Source organism: Staphylococcus sp. HMSC62D11, from assembly GCF_001839145.1.
In the GTDB taxonomy this organism is placed as follows: domain Bacteria; phylum Bacillota; class Bacilli; order Staphylococcales; family Staphylococcaceae; genus Staphylococcus; species Staphylococcus lugdunensis.
In genome coordinates this window covers 39,538-55,839 of sequence record NZ_KV840192.1, presented here as the reverse complement: position 1 = coordinate 55,839, position 16,302 = coordinate 39,538, and the positions used below count along the sequence as shown (strand labels likewise).

Genomic DNA, 16,302 nt, shown 5'->3' with positions numbered 1-16,302 from the left:
TTATATTTGATTATGTAGTGCGTCTACTAATATGAACGAATACTGTACCATTATAGCAAAGTTTTATTAAATTGATGACATTTTTATTGTGACAATGTTGTAAGAATATTTAAGTACGTAAAAAAACACCCCAAAGCATAGGCTTTGAAGTGTTTTTTTAAGTTTATATTGTAGTAATGTTTATCTTACATTCCCCAAGCAGATAAACCTTGAGCTTTGTATGCTCTAACTGCAGCATTGATTTGATCGTTTACTGTAGCAGTTGAACCCCAACCTGGCATAGTTTGGAATAAACCTGAAGCACCAGAAGCATTACGTGCATTTGCTTGACCATTAGATTCACGTGCAATGATTGCAGACCATGTTGATGCTGGAACGCCAGTACGTTGAGCCATAATTGCTGCTGCTGAAGAACCAGTAGCACCTGCAGTGTTTCCGTTAGATAATCTTACTGAACTGCTGTAGCTTGAAGTAGCTGGAGCTGAGTAAGAAGTTGTTGATGTTTGGTAGCTTGATCTTGGTGCAGAAACTGCTTGTACATTTGTGTTGCTAGCTTGTGCATTTGAACTAACTGCTTGTGTAGAACCTTCAGTGTAACCTTGAGTTGAAGGTTGGCTGTCTGCTTCACCTGTGTAGATATATTTCCAAGTAAAGTTTTGACCATTTGAAGTGAATGTATATCTAAAACCATCTTTCACGAAAGAAAAATCATATGCGCCAGCTTTTACTGGGTGTGCATTTAATTCTGATGGATTATGTTGTGCTAAGTTAGCTAATTGATCATAGTTAGTAGTTTCAGCTGCGTGAGCTTCATGACCTGAAGTTAATGCATAACCTGTTACTCCTAAAGTTACTGCTAATGATGATGCTAATACTGTCTTTTTCATAATAATAAATTCCTCCAAAAAATTGTTGTATATTTTCGTTTACTGTTCTCTAATGTTCTAAAAAACGTATTGAGTTGTTACCTCAAATTCATGTTTAACTTTTGACACTAGAAACTATAACATAAAATTTGGCGATTTATATTACACCTATCTTACAAAAAATTACAATAATAGACATCATTTGTAATGTTGAAACATAATTGTCTTGCAATGTAACACACAATTTCGTATCTATAAGTAAAAAATTTCATCTTAAACCCTTGATTTACAATAGAATATTAAAAAATTTACACATGGATGACACCACCTGAATTATTACAAATTGCAGCTCTGTTACAAATATGTAATACATTACACATATTTATCTATTTATAAAAATAGGGAGCGGGACAGAATTCATTATGAATTCTTAGTCCCGCCCCGGCAAGGTTGACTAGGATTGAAAAAGCTTGGTATAAGCGTATTTTTAGTCCAGTCAACTGCTGCCAATATAGAGTTCACAACTTAAAACATAATGATGTCCCAGTCTCCTATAACTTTATATCAATGTTTAACTCCCCAAAGTGCGTGTTCACATTGTTGAATAATATATTGCATTACTTTCAATCTAGATGTTTTCTTATGATCTGCTGGAATAACATACCATGGTGCATGGTCTGTATCCGTGCGTTTAATCATGTCCACACTCGCTTCTAAGTACAGATCCCATTTGTCACGGTTACGCCAATCTTCACTGGTAATTTTCCACTGTTTGTTCACGTTATTCTCTCTATCTTTGAATCGTTTAAGTTGTTCTTTTTTATCCAAAGTCAAGAAAAATTTAAGTACAATAGCACCCTCATCCGTCCACATCTTTTCAAAAGCATTGATTTCATCATAAGCGCGTTGCCATTCCTTCGTTGTTGCAAAGCCTTCTACACGTTCAACAAGTACCCTACCATACCAACTGCGGTCAAACATTTCAATATGCCCTGTACGAGGCATTTCTTTAGCAAAACGCCATAAATAATGATGTTGTAGCTCTACGTCTGTAGGTGCACTTATACCATTAACCTCATATCCTGTAGGATCTAACTTTTCTCTAATTCTTTTGATATTTCCCCCTTTTCCTGCAGCATCCATACCTTCAAATACTAATATCAAAGGAATTTTTCTATCATATAAAGCAAATTGTAGTTCACGTAATCGTTTTTGTAAGTCAACAACTTGCGATTTATATTCTTTTTTAGACACTTTATCAAGTGTTTGATTAAAAAAGTCTGTCGTATAATCTGATGTAAATAACCCGTCATAATTGTGCGATTGTCGTTGATGTTTCTTAATTGCCTTTTCTAAACGTTTAATAATATGCTCATACATCTTCTCTATAGCATGTTGACGCTCTGTATAATCAATCACTTTCCAATCTTTATCTCGTTCAATAAAACCATGCATATCTCTTAAATAAATATCACTATCTAGAACTTTCTCATATTCTTGTACTTTCCATTGCATTAATGGATTATTATTCGTTTGTCGAATATGTTCTTGGCGTTTCTCTTCATTTATTTCAATAAAAAACTTAATGATTTCATAATGATCTTGTATAAGCATCTTTTCAAAAGAATGAATTTGAGATTCTAACACTTCATAGTTAGGGTATTGTAATGATTTAATAGCATTTTCTCTATAATCTAAATAATGTGAATACCAGCTACGGAAGTAAACATTAATACCCCCTTTTTTCGGTAAGCTATTCCAATATTTTTGTAGAAATTGATATCTCAAGTCATTTTCTTTTGGAGATTGTGTTGTAATAAAGCGTGTATATTTAGCGTCAAAATTTAATAATAGTTCATTTGATAAACGTGTCTTTCCTGATGCTGGAACACCTTCAAATAATATCATCACTGGAATACCTAATTCATGAGTTTGTCGCGTTAATTTCGCAGCTTTCAGTGCAAGTGTTTCGATATTTTTGACCATGTGTGTCATCCTTTACTTATTAAATATTAATGCACAGGCATGCATTATTTGTTACTTATTACTATACGCTATCTGTCAGCGTTTTTACATATGCTTTATAACATCTATTTCAGGGAACATATGTAATATGGAGGAGATTTACTATGACTGTTAAAATTGCACGTATTTATGATGATTCTATCCCAGAGGGTAAAAGAATTCTTGTCGATAGAGTGTGGCCTCGAGGCATCTCCAAAGCACACGCACAACTTGATGAATGGTTGAAAGACATTGCTCCTAGTACAGCATTACGACAATGGTTTAATCATCAAGATGACTTATTTAAGCAATTTAAAGAAAAATATAAAAAAGAGTTACAAGATAATGATGAACAAGCACAGGCGTTTAATAAGCTTAAACATATAATAGAAGAAAGTCATCAAGATGTCATCCTGCTCTATGCCGCAAAAAATACCAAATATAATCAAGCCATAGTACTACAAGAACTATGTACAAAATAAAAGTCACAGAACTCTCGGAGCCTGTGACTTTAACTTTATCCTAGGAATTTAAAGATATTTGAATCATATAACTTCAATACTCTTCTAAATAGAATATCTAAAGCATATGCAACTGCTAATGGAACAATAAAGAAAGCTAAAACAATCAAACCTAAACTAATCCATGCAGAATCAACATGTAAGAATTTGAAAGCACTGATAGGTCCTATCATACCGATAAAACCAAATCCTGCAGATTCTTTTGTTCCGGCAATACCAATCAAACTTCCTACAACACCTGATATTGCAGCATTCACTAATATAGGAAGCATGATAATTGGATAACGAACCATATTTGGCATCATCATTTTGACACCACCAAAGAAGATTGAAATCGGTACAGCAACACGATTCACTCTACTTGTGCCTATAAGTAATACTGCTTCTGTCGCAGAGATACCTATTGATGCCGAACCTGCTGCAAGTCCTGTGATACCAATCGCTATCGCAATGGCTACCGTTGATAATGGCGAAATGATAATGAAACTAAATACCATCGAAATCAACATACACATTAATATAGGTTGTAATTCGGTAAAGCTGTTTACCATATCACCAATAGCTGTAGTAATTAAATGTACATAAGGTAATATTAATACCCCAACAAATGCTGATAAACCACCAACAACTGTTGGATAAACGATTAATGCCATACTGCCAACACGTTTTTCTATTAACAAAATAAATAAAACTGTAATTGCAGCCGTAATCATTGTATTGATTAAATCACCAATGCCGGCAATAACCCAAACACCATGTTTAAATTGTGCGGCACCGCTACCAACGTATGAGGCACTTGCTACAACAGCAATTGCTAAAGGTGTCATATTAAATTTCAATGCGATTAACGCACCTATTAAAGCTGGTACAGTAAACTGAAGTGCTTGCACCACATGTAATAATATGGCAAATATTGGCGAATACTGCATTAAATATTTTAAAATCTCACCTAAAATGGCATTGGGCACTAAACCAACGACGATCCCAATGGCTACCCCGGATAGTACTCTAAAGGTGAAATCTTTTACTCCTATCTTTCTAATTGTTGTCATAAAATTACCTCCTGCTGTGTCTCTGACACATCTCTATATGTTGTATTGTCATTCATGCTGATGAATTCTATATATTTAGCAGTTCACCAATGTTTTAAATGATAAAATTATAATAACACATGTTCTGAATTTTCAGAATATTAAATTTAAAAATTTTCAAAATAGACATAAACAGTGCCAAATTTATGCATTTATATACCAGAATTTTTATCAAGATAACGAAATCATCAATTATAAGAGGAACGTCGTCTTGTTATGAAATACATGGCATATTATTGCTAAAAAATAGGGAGCGGGACAGCATTCATTATGAATTCGTAGTCCCGCTCCCTTCTTTATTTACAATGCTACGTATTGTTGATTCACTTGCTAATAGAACCGTTTTAGCCACCCAACTTGCTGTGCTTGTGGAATTTCTTGTCGAAATTCTCTCTGTTGGGGCCACCCCAACTTGCGTTGTCCGTTGGCTTTCTTTTCGAAAGCCTCTTTGTTGGGGCCCCACCCCAACTTGCGTTGTCCGTTGGCTTTCTTTTCGAAAGTCTCTTTGTTGGGGCCCCGGTATTCTAATCTTTCAAGTGTCTTGCTAAAGTATGTTGTATTAATATTTGACTTTATTAGGATTGTATTCCTGATTTTTTTGTCTCTTTGCGATAGCGTAGATACATTAAGCATAGGATACCCAACCAAACTGGGGATAATAAAACTGCCCAACGTGTTGTGTTGCTAATAAGTAGAACGATAAAAATAAATGCGAAAAATATGAGTATTCCAGTAGCCATAAATTTTCCGCCTGGCATTTTATAATTACTTTGCTTATGCAACTCTGGGTTATGCTTTAAGAAACCTAAATAAGACATCACTATAATCGCCCATATAATAATATTTAAAATCGTAGAGAATGTCGTAATTGACACAAACACTTTGGTCGCATCTTTATAAATATAATTTAAAATAACAGAGATGCTAAGCAAGCCACATGTAATGAGGATGGCATAATATGGCACACCATTACGATTCGTCTTATGTAAAAATGGTGGTGCCTGTTTGCGTCCAGATAAGCCAAACATCGTTCTACTATTTGCAAATATTCCGCTATTACAAGATGATGCAGCGGCTGTTAATACAACAAAATTTATGATTCCTGCAGCAAAAGGTATACCAACCAAACCAAATACCTTAACATAAGGGCTATCTGCCGGGTTAAGTTTATCCCAAGGAACAACCGCCATAATCACTGCTAAAGAGCCAATATAAAATAATAATATTCTAAGTGGCACATTATTAATCGCTTGTGGAATCGTTTTATGTGGATTTTGTGTTTCTCCCGCAGTAATACCAATCAATTCAATACCAATGAATGAAAAGATTGCCATTTGGAATGACATAAAGAAACCAGAGGCACCATTAGGAAAGAAACCACCATGACTCCAAATATGTGTCACGTTAGCTGTACCATATGGCGTTTTAAAAGCGAAAACCACCATTACAATTCCAACAGTAATCAAGGCAACAATGGTTACCACTTTAATAATAGCTAACCAAAATTCCAGCTCACCAAACAACTTAGCGCTGAATAAATTTAATGTTACAAGTATTAAAATCGTAAAAGCAGCAGTAATCCAGTTTGGAATTTGTGGATACCAGAATTGTACATACTTTGCTACTGCAGTTACTTCGGCCATTCCCGAGATGATCCACGTAAACCAATACGTCCACCCCACCATAAAGCCAGCTAGTGGACCAAGATGATGATGTGCAATATCAGCAAACGATTTAAAACCTAAATTCGACAGTAGCATTTCTCCCATTGCTCTCATAAACATAAATAATACAAAACCTACAACAGTGTATGTTAATAATATTGATGGTCCTGCTAGGTGAACCGATTCACCTGATCCCAAGAATAAACCTGTTCCAATTGCCCCACCAATTGCAATTAATTGAATATGCCTATTACTTAACTCTCTCTGAAGCTTATCAGCCATGATTTCCCTCTTCTCCATCCCCTAAATTATGAACTATGTAATTAGTGTCATAATAATTGTTGGTATCATAGCATAGCTCTAATTTTCACTCTTTTTAATTTTTATTTGAGCACTTTTTAATTCCTTTACATTTATATTCAATGCATTGATTAAACCTTGATGATAAACTGCTGTAATCATTTGAGCAATTTCTTCTTCACTTACTTTATCTTTATATTGCGCCCAATATTCAAAAGTTTGAATAATTATAGCTATCAGATACTCCTTTCCTAACTCTAACCTAACATTCGAACTTTGAAACATTTTATTTAAGAAATCGAGTCGCTGTGACACAATTTTTCTAATCTTCATTTTAAAACTCAAAACCCCTACATTTGTTAAAAGTACTCTTAATACTTCACTATAGCGATCTAAAGCGTTGAATAATTTAATTATATTATCAGTGTCGAAAATTTCAGTTTTGTCGTCCATCAAGAACTCGACCTCCCTTTCATTTCTAATAAATTGAAGGATTTGATCTTCGATTTCAGAGAGTAATTCATATTTATCATCGTAATATCTATAGAAAGTACTTCTAGTAACATATGCCTCTGAGACAATGTCATTAACTGTAATTTCCTCAAAATTTTGCTGTCCCAATAACTTTATCAGTGCCTCTTTAAGTAAACGTTGCGTTTGTTCTATTTTTCTATTATATGCCATAGTCTCATCCTTTCTTTATATTCAATATAATACATTTTAAGACGCAGTGTGTCATTTTATACAATATAGTTTATTTTGTTCTCCTTTTTCTCTAAAAAAGTTGTTACATTAATCCAGTAACTTTAAAGGAGGAATATTATGTCAGAGAATATTAATACTCAATTTGATTTAGATGAACACGGTAAATCTTATAGTAAATTTATGGTAATGTTTGTTATATTACTTGCGACGTTTGCGGGAGCTTTAATGCAAACGTCACTAGGGACAGCATTACCAACATTAATGAAGGATTTTGATATAGATTTTAGTACGGCACAACAAGCTACTACATGGTTCCTATTAGCTAACGGTATCATGGTCCCTTTGTCAGCCTACTTAGCTACGCGTTTTTCAACTAAGTGGTTACATGTCATTGCATATGCCATTCTCTTAGTAGGCTTAATTCTAACTGCGATTGCACCTTCCAACAGTGATTCATGGAACATATTTTTAACTGGTCGCATTGTTACTGCCATTGCCGTTGGTTTGATGTTACCTTTAATGCAAATCATTATTATTAATATGTTCCCACCTAATAAACGTGGTGGTGCTATGGGTCTTAGTGGTTTAGCAGTTGGTTTAGCTCCAGCACTTGGTCCCACATTTGCAGGTTGGATTTTAAATAAAGACCACGTTATTTTAGGTCTAACAATTAGTGACTCTTGGCGTAATATCTTTGTTTTTCCAATCATCATTGTCACCATTGCCTTTATATTAAGTTTCTTTTTTATGAAAGATGTAATCCCAAATAGAAAGATTAAATTAGACATATTATCACTGATTTTATCTTGTATAGGATTTGGGCTATTTTTATGGGGATTTTCCAATGTTTCGACAGAGGGATGGCGTAGTTTCAATTATGTAATTTTACCGCTCATTTTAAGCTTGATTATCATCGCTTGGTTTGGTTTCAGACAGTTTAAATTGGATGACCCATTTTTAGATTTACGTGTTTTTAAATCTTCAGGTTTTGTAATTGCAACAATTGGCCTTATTGTAGTCACAATGGCAATGTATGGCGTGGAAATGATGTTGCCTACGTACCTACAAAATATTCATGGTTTTTCACCATTTGAATCTGGTTTGACCTTACTTGCTGGTGCCTTAATGTTAGGTTTTATCTCACCAATTTCAGGCTCACTTTATAATAAAATAGGTATCAAGCGTCTGACATTTGTAGGATTTTTAATTTTAACATTAGCATCTTTACCGTTTGGCTTCTTATCAGATACCACTTCACCTTCACTTATATTAGTGCTCTACTCTATTAGAATGTTTGGCGTGGCATTAATGATGATGCCTTTAACAACAAATGCTATGGATGCTTTACCGACAAAAATGGGCACACATGGTACTGCTGCAAATAACACCGCGAGACAAGTGGCATCTTCAATTGCCGTTGCATTACTTACATCTATAACACAAAACATAATCAACAATAATATGCCAACAAAAAGTTTAAAAGATGCTAATCCACTTCAATATGCTGCACATGCTCAACAAGCCTCTATTGATGGTTTTAATACATCATTTTTAATCGGTGTTGCGTTTGCAGTGATTGGTTTAATCATCGTACCTTTCTTAAAAATGTATCATTCAGAAAGTGAGGAAAAATAAATGATTATATTAATTATCTTAACAATAGCTCTATTCGCATCATGGTTACTCATTCCTCAAAAGTTAAGTCGCTATATCATTGGTTCAATAGTTACTTTCCTATTTGTTGTTCAAATCATAGGTATTGTAGCGAATATGACACATCATTTTGGTATGCAAAAAGAAACGATTCACGAATCGGAAAAACGTATTTATTCAGCTGCGAATTCAAAATCACCAGCACAGATGCTTATAGCAAATGAAATTGGAAACAATTCTAACAATTATGTCATGGTATATAAAGATAACAAAGATGATACTAAAGCTACGGCTCATTTTAAACCAAAGACTACAAAAGAAGATATATCTGAATCTACTAAAAAACAGGCTTATTATGAAACATCTAATGACGATAATGCTACGTTAAAAAATACAAAAGAATATTGGGTATGGAAAAATAAATACTATCGCTATTTATTTGATTTTGGTAAAGAAGATAAAGAACTTATTAAAGAAACATCAGTTGTGACTGTTCCAGATGATACGTGGGTAGTACTTAATGCACAAGAAGCTAAAAAATTACAAAAACAACAATCAAAACTAACTAAGAATTCTCAAAAAAAGGCTAAAGAAGCTATTCAAAATAAAATAATCACATATAAAAAAGAACATCCTAAAGCATCCGATAAAACAATAAAAGCTATTGCAGAGAAGGAACAAAAACGGTATATTACACAACAAATTAAAGATATGATGAAATAAAATCGATAAGCTTGAATTTTGACAACGCTCCACTTTCAGATGATAATTTAGTATAAAGTTATTTTTGACAAGGGAGGTGCTAAATGTGCCTACAACCAAAGTTGATCCACGTATTTTACGTACTAAAAAGTTGCTAGTAGAATCTTTTCAACAAGTGTCTCGCGAGAAAAAGATGTCTCAAATCACTGTAAAAGATATTACCGAACGTGCAACGGTAAATCGTGCCACATTTTATGCTCATTTTACCGATAAATATGACATTTTAGATTACACTTTATCTGTCACGATTCTAAAAGATTTAAATGATGCTTTAACGATTTCTGAAATTGTTAATGCGTCGGTTATCTCCAATTTGTTTATCACTATCGCACAATACATGATTGAAGTACAGGACTCATGCAAGATGAACAGTGAAACATTTTGTAATCAAGCGCATAAACGCATTCATAATGAATTGGAAGATATTTTTACGATTATGCTGCGTAACAGTTATCCACAGCAAGACATTGATGTTCTTGCTAGTAGCGCAAGCTTTTTAACTGCTGGCTTATGTGGACTTGTTAGACATTGGCTTGATACAAGCCAACTTTCTGCCGACGACTTTATTGACAAGAATCTTCCTTTTCTACTCCATCACATCACACATCTTTAATTAAGTAAAAGCGTCAAGAACATAAACGTTTCTAAAAGACTGAAGCTATCCTTTAGCAAGACAAGCGTGCGAATTATTGAAAATAGAAGAAGCGCAAAGAGTTTTTTAATTAAAAATCCTCTTTGTGCTTTTATTTTGAGATTTTTATCCCAACCTGTTCTTTTATATTTTATTTACGAATGCTATACAACACCTTTAGGTATATGTCGTTTAAGCTACAAATGATATAAGCATGAAAGTTGCACATTGTTTCCTTCACATGTATAGTATATCTAAACAACATATGTCGTTTAGAATATAAGTGTTGTTTTTAGTAAAAGTATATGAGGCACGAACACAAATCATATTTTTTAAGATTCACAAATAATGAGCAAGATTTAATAGATCTTATTGTGCCACATTTTACAACACATACAAATTAGGAGGACAAATAATGAACAATTTATTAGAAAGAATTAATCAATTAGCAAACAAAGAAAAAGTACAAACACTTAGTATAGAAGAAAAACAAGAGCAACAAGCTTTAAGACAAGATTATTTAGCCATGATTAGAGGACAAGTCCTTCATACATTTTCTACTATGAAAGTTCTAGACCCTCTTGGCCAAGATGTTACACCTGATAAAGTATATGATCTCAGAGAACAATACGGCAATATTCAAGAAAATGAATCATAGGGAATGAATAATCTATAGCAAACCTAATATAATAAAATACAAACTGAGACATAACTCTTAAGATGATGGGAGCGTGACAGAATTTATTATGAATTCGTAGTACCGCTCCCATTTTTATATTCAACACTACATATTTTACTTTCATGTTCCTAGGGATGGCGACTCAGATGTATCACTATAAATACGTCGCATTTATATGTAATTTCACATCAACATACTTTTAAAAAATAAGGCCCTTTCGTATCATTTAATAAATATCACTAAACTAAATGAACGAGGTGCCTTATGTATAAAAGCTATCATATGATTCAATTTAAACTACCAAAACTACTAATAGAAGCTTTAATTTTAATCCGTTACATCAACAATCTATACTGCTTTTATTTTATCGCATATATACATCATCACTTTAATGATCTATAAATTACTGTTTAAACTTTACTCTATACATTCTTTTTGTTAACAAACTAAGAAATTATATTTATGACCATCTGGATCTGCAAACATTGCACCATAATAACCTTGATAGAAACCTGGTTTATCAATGATAGTCCCACCTGCTTGTTCAACCTTTTGTACTAATACATCTACTTCACTATTTGTCTTGACACCAAGAGAAATAATAACTTCATTAGGTTGCGCTAAAGTTTTATCATGAGTGATATTTTCGAAATGATTATTTTCAATCAGAATAACAATCGTTTCACCAATTGAAATACCTACCATCTTATCTAACATATCTGGATTTTTATTAATTTTAAATCCTAAATTTTTATAAAATTGCTCACTACGTTTTAAGTCTTTTACATGTAAATTAAACCACATTGATTGCATCATATACTTCACCTCATTTTTAAAATTTTAAAATCCAGCTTTATCTATCCACTGTTGTAATGATAATTGTTGTGGATTTATATTCTCCATTTGATTGAAATCAATTTCGTACCCTTTGTATTCTAACCATTCTCGTTCAGCTGTACCACTTGAATATGAACCCTTAATTTGTGCTGGCTTCCCAGTCACTGTTGCAAATGTTTTAACAACTTCTTCTAATGTTCGTTCATCTGAAGCAATCTCGATAGCACGGTGATTAAACTGTTTTGTATTTTTAAAAATATGTGCTGCAATTTTTGCAATATCAATAGAAGAAATCATCGCAAATTTAACAGCTTTATTTATAAATTCTGGAATGTAAATGACTCCATCTTCTACAGTGATAATTCTCAAGAAATTATCCATAAAGAAAGCTGGCTTAATAATTGTATAATTTAATGGACTGTTTTGAAGTTCATTTTCAATCTGTGCTAATGCTTCAAAATGAGGGCCCGTACGATTACGATTCACACCGCCAGCTGTACTATAAATAATATGTTCAATACCTTGTTGATAAGCTGTATTAATTATCATTTTACCTTGGCGTATTTCTTCAGTCACATTATCGAGTATAATTGGCTGCACACTATAGACACCAAATTGATCTTCCATCGCTTGTTTTAAGCTATCTAGGTTCCCCAAATCCCCTTCAAAAATTTCTAAGTTTTTATGTTTAATTGTAGTAAGTTTGTCATTTTGTTTATTGCGTGTATAAGCACGGACTTGCCAGCCCTCATGTAATAATTGTTTGACTACAGCATTCCCTTGTTTACCTGTAGCTCCAATAACTAAAATACTTTTCTTCATCACTTATCTCCCTACTGTAAGAACCAGTAATCTTCTTTTTCACCTTTTAAATATGAATATGCTTTTGGCTCGTTACCATTTTGTCTTATATTTTCATTTATTAAATCACGCACATCCCAAACTAAGTGAATAAATGTATGTAATTTATTTCCAAAAATACCATTGGGTGCATGCATATCTAATACATTTCTTACTTCAGCTGCAGAAATATTTAATGTCTGTGCAAGTGCTTCAATAGTTAGTGTTGATTGATGAAAATGTGCTTTAAGTTCAGCGCTCGTCACGCGTCTTTGTTCTTTATTTAATGACAATACTCATCACCCTTTTCTAAAATTCAATGCGTTTAAACCTAAATTATTGAACTTCTAATTAATACGCTTTATAATAAACGGAGCGTTATCCGTTTGTCAATAATAAAAATTTTTAATGAGGTGACATGATTGCGTAAAGATGCACTTAAAAATCGACAGCGTATAGAATCCAAGGCACTTGAATTATTTAATGCAGAAGGTGTTGAACATATCAGTATGAATCGCATTGCTAAAGAATTAAATATCGGTATGGGCACACTCTATCGCCATTTCAAAGATAAAGGTGATTTATGTTATCACATCATTGAACATGATTTTGATGATATTATGCAAGATATGTTAACCATTAAACAACAATACACGTCAGCACGTGATATTATGCAATATTCACTTGATATATTTTTAGCTTTTAAAACGGATAAAAGTGATTTACTCAATTGTATTGAAGGCAACGACAACACTAAATTATTCCGTGATAGTAACTTTTTCAAAAATTTGAATCAATTTTACTTTGAGTTATTTTATGATTACAACGATACATCATGGGCTATATTCAAAACAGATATGTTTTTAAAATCATTAACAACCACAACGTTTGAATTTCAAAAATCTGAACGACAATTATCGAACGAAACATTTCGCGATAACTTAATTAAATTATATTTACCTAACGAGGTGACAAAATAATGGAAAGAATTGTATTAATCACTGGCGGCAATAAAGGATTAGGTTTTGAAACAGCGAAAGTTTTACAACAAAAAGGCTACAACGTGTATATAGGTTCACGCGATGCTGAACGTGGACGACAAGCTGCAGATGAACTCGGTGTCAAGTACGTCCAACTTGATGTTACAGATGATATTTCCATTCAACAAGCATATCTTCAAATTCAAGATAGAGAAGGACGCCTAGATATTTTAATCAACAATGCTGGAATTTCAGGTGGCTTCAAAAAACCTGCAGATTTGACTGTTAATGACGTGCAACAAGTCTACAATACAAATGTCTTTGGCATTGTACGTATGATGCATACTTTTATCCCACTCCTTGAAAAGTCAGAACAACCTGTCGTAGTCAATGTTAGCAGCGGTTTAGGTTCATTTGGTATGGTAACCAATCCAAACACACAAGAATCAAAAGTGAACTCCTTAGCATACTGTTCATCTAAATCTGCGGTGACAATGATAACATTGCAATATGCAAAAGGCCTTCCACATATACAAATTAACGCAGCAGATCCTGGCTCAACGAATACTGATTTGGTGGGAGACTTTAGTAACAATGCAAAACCTGCTTCAGAAGGGATTATTCCTATCGTAAAACTTGCAACAATTGATAAAGATGGTCCAACTGGTACATTTATTGATAGCAACGGCTCAATGCCCTGGTAGAATTAATCATTTTTTATAGGAAGCTTTTAAATTGAAAAGCATTAATTTTGAAGAACATTATGTTATTGAGGATATTCAACAAGAAACAATGAAATATATGTCACCAGATCCAAATGGTGTACCGCTAAAAACGATGCTTGACGGACTTGCACTAAAATCGGGTTTCACAGATGCCGATAAACTGTCTTATCACGATAAACGCATTGGTTTTATGGATAAACATGATGTTCAAATGCAAGTTTTATCGTATGGCAATGGTTCACCTTCAAATTTACAAGGAGAACGTGCTATTGAGTTATGTCAACAAGCAAATGATACCCTAGCAGATTATATTAAACAATATCCTGAGCGTTTTGTTGGCTTTGCAACATTACCGATTAATGAACCTGAAGCAGCAATTGAAGAACTTAAACGTTGTATAACAGAACTTGGCTTTAAAGGTGCGCTTATAATGGGACACCCTAATGGCGGATTCTTAAATCAAGATGCGTACGAAGGTCTGTTCGCTGCAGCAGAAGAATTAAATGCACCGATATACCTACACCCTTCACCTGTACAAAGTGATGTTTATCAAGCTTACTACAAAGGAAACTATCCAGAGGTCACTGCAGCAACATTTGCATGTTTCGGATATGGCTGGCATGTAGATGTAGGTATTCATGCCATTCATCTCGTACTATCTGGCATATTTGACCGATATCCTAATTTAAATATCATTATCGGGCATTGGGGAGAGTTTATTCCTTTCTTTTTAGAACGCATGGATACCATACTAGTTGCTGAGCATTTGGCACATCCGATTAGCTATTATTTTAAAAACAATTTCTATATTACACCAAGCGGTATGCTAACTAAACCGCAATTTGATTTAGTCAAAGCTGAACTAGGTGTAGACAGAATACTCTATTCAGCGGACTATCCATATGTTGAACCTGAAGAATTAGGTACTTTTTTAAGTGATTTAGGTTTAACTAAAGAAGAACAAGAGAAAATTAGTTATACAAATGGTGCTAAATTATTAGGCATAGAATAATTTATATTAGATATAAAACTATAGATTAATTTGGAGGGTTTATATATGGAAACATTAAAATTACAAGGTGCTAAATTACGCTATCATAAAGTGGGCAACGGTCCTTTACTTATTTTGATACCTGGTGCAAATGGTACAGGTGATATCTTTATGCCACTCGCGCAACAGTTAAAAGATACTTTCACAATAGTGGCTGTTGATCGTCGTGGTTATGGAGAAAGTGAATTGACAGAACCTCTACCTGATGAAGCAATTAATCCTAATAGTCGCTACCGTATTAAACGCGACGCACAAGATATTGCCGAATTAGCAAAATCACTTAGTAATGAACCCGTCTACATTTTAGGTTCAAGTTCCGGTTCAATTGTTGCCATGCATGTGTTAAAAGATTACCCTGACATCGTTAAACGTATTGCATTTCACGAGCCTCCTATTAACACCTTCTTACCAGATGCTAAATATTGGCAAGATAAAAATGCTGAAATCATTGATGTTGCAATAAATGAAGGTATGCCACAAGCGATGAAATTATTTGGTGAAACGCTGCATATTAGCCAATTAGATGCTGAATATATGTCTAAACCTGCACAATCATTAGATGATGCTGAAAGCAAAAAAGTATTCGAACAAATGATGAATTGGTTTAAATATGAAATACGACAATATACAGAATCCGATATTTCTATTGAAGATTTCAACAAACATAAAGAACTTATTACATTATTAAATGGCACTGATTCAAAAGGTTCATTCCCTCAAGACGTAAACTTCTATATTTCTAAACATACCGGAATCGACATCATTGATATTCCAGGTGGTCATTTAGGTTACGCACAAAAACCTGAAGGCTTTGCGAATGTCTTACGTGAAATGTGGGGCTAAGCACGGCAATAATAGTCCAGTGTTTAAATTATGAAACAGACTAAGTTTTCATTCTTGAAAATATACTAAAATAAAAATCTGAGACAAAAATATCTCTGATAAGCTAAAGAAAGGGACGGGACAGAATTCATTATGAATTCTTAGTCTCGC

At 33.6% G+C, this 16,302-nt stretch carries 17 protein-coding genes; 9 read left to right on the top strand and 8 right to left on the bottom strand.

What is annotated here, in order from left to right; all coding sequences use genetic code 11:
- Nucleotides 1–185 precede the first annotated feature (185 nt).
- Together HMPREF3267_RS07365 and HMPREF3267_RS07360 are read right to left on the bottom strand one after the other, a co-directional pair.
- Nucleotides 186–887: a transglycosylase SLT domain-containing protein gene (locus tag HMPREF3267_RS07365; RefSeq protein WP_002460510.1), complete on the bottom strand. Its 702-nt coding sequence runs from the start codon at nt 885–887 to the stop codon at nt 186–188.
- 543 nt (nt 888–1,430) lie between these two features.
- Nucleotides 1,431–2,852, bottom strand: a complete 1,422-nt coding sequence (locus HMPREF3267_RS07360; RefSeq protein ID WP_002478581.1) for a polyphosphate--AMP phosphotransferase — start codon at nt 2,850–2,852, stop codon at nt 1,431–1,433.
- A gap of 143 nt (nt 2,853–2,995) precedes the next feature.
- Between HMPREF3267_RS07360 and HMPREF3267_RS07355 the strand changes: the two genes are divergently transcribed.
- A complete protein-coding gene (locus HMPREF3267_RS07355) occupies nt 2,996–3,352 on the top strand; it encodes a DUF488 domain-containing protein (protein ID WP_002460512.1) in 357 nt (118 codons plus the stop codon).
- Between the two features lie 35 nt (nt 3,353–3,387).
- Here the strand turns inward: HMPREF3267_RS07355 and HMPREF3267_RS07350 are convergent, their stop codons facing one another.
- From HMPREF3267_RS07350 to HMPREF3267_RS07335, 3 genes are all read right to left on the bottom strand, one after another.
- On the bottom strand, nt 3,388–4,443 hold the full coding sequence (locus tag HMPREF3267_RS07350; RefSeq protein ID WP_002460513.1) for a PTS sugar transporter subunit IIC: 1,056 nt from the start codon (nt 4,441–4,443) through the stop codon (nt 3,388–3,390).
- 614 nt (nt 4,444–5,057) lie between these two features.
- Complete coding sequence (locus tag HMPREF3267_RS07340; RefSeq protein ID WP_037543308.1) at nt 5,058–6,428, bottom strand: amino acid permease; 1,371 nt, start codon at nt 6,426–6,428, stop codon at nt 5,058–5,060.
- 78 nt (nt 6,429–6,506) lie between these two features.
- Nucleotides 6,507–7,130: a TetR/AcrR family transcriptional regulator gene (locus HMPREF3267_RS07335; RefSeq protein WP_002460516.1), complete on the bottom strand. Its 624-nt coding sequence runs from the start codon at nt 7,128–7,130 to the stop codon at nt 6,507–6,509.
- A 138-nt stretch (nt 7,131–7,268) separates the two neighbouring features.
- Here HMPREF3267_RS07335 and HMPREF3267_RS07330 point away from each other — a divergent pair, with 138 nt between their 5' ends.
- The 4 genes from HMPREF3267_RS07330 to HMPREF3267_RS07315 all read left to right on the top strand — a co-directional run bounded on the left by HMPREF3267_RS07330 (nt 7,269) and on the right by HMPREF3267_RS07315 (nt 10,855).
- Nucleotides 7,269–8,786: an MDR family MFS transporter gene (locus tag HMPREF3267_RS07330; protein WP_002492420.1), complete on the top strand. Its 1,518-nt coding sequence runs from the start codon at nt 7,269–7,271 to the stop codon at nt 8,784–8,786.
- Entirely contained in the window at nt 8,787–9,527 is a 741-nt protein-coding gene (locus tag HMPREF3267_RS07325; RefSeq protein ID WP_062078145.1) for a DUF4811 domain-containing protein, read from the top strand.
- An 85-nt stretch (nt 9,528–9,612) separates the two neighbouring features.
- Nucleotides 9,613–10,179, top strand: coding sequence for a TetR/AcrR family transcriptional regulator (locus HMPREF3267_RS07320; RefSeq protein ID WP_002460519.1), 567 nt, complete (start codon nt 9,613–9,615; stop codon nt 10,177–10,179).
- Between the two features lie 433 nt (nt 10,180–10,612).
- Nucleotides 10,613–10,855, top strand: coding sequence for a DUF896 domain-containing protein (locus HMPREF3267_RS07315; protein WP_037545743.1), 243 nt, complete (start codon nt 10,613–10,615; stop codon nt 10,853–10,855).
- Between the two features lie 459 nt (nt 10,856–11,314).
- Here the strand turns inward: HMPREF3267_RS07315 and HMPREF3267_RS07310 are convergent, their stop codons facing one another.
- The 3 genes from HMPREF3267_RS07310 to HMPREF3267_RS07300 are packed head-to-tail and all read right to left on the bottom strand — an operon-like array spanning nt 11,315 to nt 12,846.
- Nucleotides 11,315–11,692: a VOC family protein gene (locus tag HMPREF3267_RS07310; RefSeq protein ID WP_062078147.1), complete on the bottom strand. Its 378-nt coding sequence runs from the start codon at nt 11,690–11,692 to the stop codon at nt 11,315–11,317.
- 24 nt (nt 11,693–11,716) lie between these two features.
- On the bottom strand, nt 11,717–12,535 hold the full coding sequence (locus HMPREF3267_RS07305; protein WP_062078148.1) for an NmrA/HSCARG family protein: 819 nt from the start codon (nt 12,533–12,535) through the stop codon (nt 11,717–11,719).
- Nucleotides 12,536–12,546: 11 nt separating this feature from the next.
- The gene (locus HMPREF3267_RS07300) at nt 12,547–12,846 is read right to left on the bottom strand and encodes a DUF2316 family protein (RefSeq protein WP_002478574.1); all 300 of its coding nucleotides are present in this window, start codon (nt 12,844–12,846) and stop codon (nt 12,547–12,549) included.
- 129 nt (nt 12,847–12,975) lie between these two features.
- Between HMPREF3267_RS07300 and HMPREF3267_RS07295 the strand changes: the two genes are divergently transcribed.
- The 4 genes from HMPREF3267_RS07295 to HMPREF3267_RS07280 are packed head-to-tail and all read left to right on the top strand — an operon-like array spanning nt 12,976 to nt 16,152.
- On the top strand, nt 12,976–13,533 hold the full coding sequence (locus tag HMPREF3267_RS07295; RefSeq protein ID WP_002460526.1) for a TetR/AcrR family transcriptional regulator: 558 nt from the start codon (nt 12,976–12,978) through the stop codon (nt 13,531–13,533).
- The gene (locus HMPREF3267_RS07290) at nt 13,533–14,237 is read left to right on the top strand and encodes an SDR family NAD(P)-dependent oxidoreductase (protein WP_002478573.1); all 705 of its coding nucleotides are present in this window, start codon (nt 13,533–13,535) and stop codon (nt 14,235–14,237) included. The genes HMPREF3267_RS07295 and HMPREF3267_RS07290 overlap by 1 nt, the downstream gene beginning before the upstream one ends.
- Nucleotides 14,238–14,268: 31 nt before the next feature.
- Nucleotides 14,269–15,270, top strand: a complete 1,002-nt coding sequence (locus HMPREF3267_RS07285; protein ID WP_002478572.1) for an amidohydrolase family protein — start codon at nt 14,269–14,271, stop codon at nt 15,268–15,270.
- Between the two features lie 45 nt (nt 15,271–15,315).
- Nucleotides 15,316–16,152 (top strand): alpha/beta fold hydrolase, encoded by an 837-nt coding sequence (locus HMPREF3267_RS07280; RefSeq protein ID WP_070823872.1) that lies wholly within the window; start codon nt 15,316–15,318, stop codon nt 16,150–16,152.
- Nucleotides 16,153–16,302: the final 150 nt, after the last annotated feature.

What these genes read in the sequence shown, in the direction of transcription:
- HMPREF3267_RS07355 (WP_002460512.1), top strand. Translation starts at nt 2,996, where the DNA reads ATGACTGTTAAAATTGCACGTATTTATGATGATTCTATCCCAGAGGGT.
- HMPREF3267_RS07330 (WP_002492420.1), top strand. Translation starts at nt 7,269, where the DNA reads ATGTCAGAGAATATTAATACTCAATTTGATTTAGATGAACACGGTAAA.
- HMPREF3267_RS07365 (WP_002460510.1), bottom strand. Translation starts at nt 887, where the DNA reads ATGAAAAAGACAGTATTAGCATCATCATTAGCAGTAACTTTAGGAGTA.
- HMPREF3267_RS07280 (WP_070823872.1), top strand. Translation starts at nt 15,316, where the DNA reads ATGGAAACATTAAAATTACAAGGTGCTAAATTACGCTATCATAAAGTG.
- HMPREF3267_RS07290 (WP_002478573.1), top strand. Translation starts at nt 13,533, where the DNA reads ATGGAAAGAATTGTATTAATCACTGGCGGCAATAAAGGATTAGGTTTT.
- HMPREF3267_RS07315 (WP_037545743.1), top strand. Translation starts at nt 10,613, where the DNA reads ATGAACAATTTATTAGAAAGAATTAATCAATTAGCAAACAAAGAAAAA.
- HMPREF3267_RS07310 (WP_062078147.1), bottom strand. Translation starts at nt 11,692, where the DNA reads ATGATGCAATCAATGTGGTTTAATTTACATGTAAAAGACTTAAAACGT.
- HMPREF3267_RS07350 (WP_002460513.1), bottom strand. Translation starts at nt 4,443, where the DNA reads ATGACAACAATTAGAAAGATAGGAGTAAAAGATTTCACCTTTAGAGTA.
- HMPREF3267_RS07335 (WP_002460516.1), bottom strand. Translation starts at nt 7,130, where the DNA reads ATGGCATATAATAGAAAAATAGAACAAACGCAACGTTTACTTAAAGAG.
- HMPREF3267_RS07360 (WP_002478581.1), bottom strand. Translation starts at nt 2,852, where the DNA reads ATGGTCAAAAATATCGAAACACTTGCACTGAAAGCTGCGAAATTAACG.
- HMPREF3267_RS07305 (WP_062078148.1), bottom strand. Translation starts at nt 12,535, where the DNA reads ATGAAGAAAAGTATTTTAGTTATTGGAGCTACAGGTAAACAAGGGAAT.
- HMPREF3267_RS07325 (WP_062078145.1), top strand. Translation starts at nt 8,787, where the DNA reads ATGATTATATTAATTATCTTAACAATAGCTCTATTCGCATCATGGTTA.
- HMPREF3267_RS07340 (WP_037543308.1), bottom strand. Translation starts at nt 6,428, where the DNA reads ATGGCTGATAAGCTTCAGAGAGAGTTAAGTAATAGGCATATTCAATTA.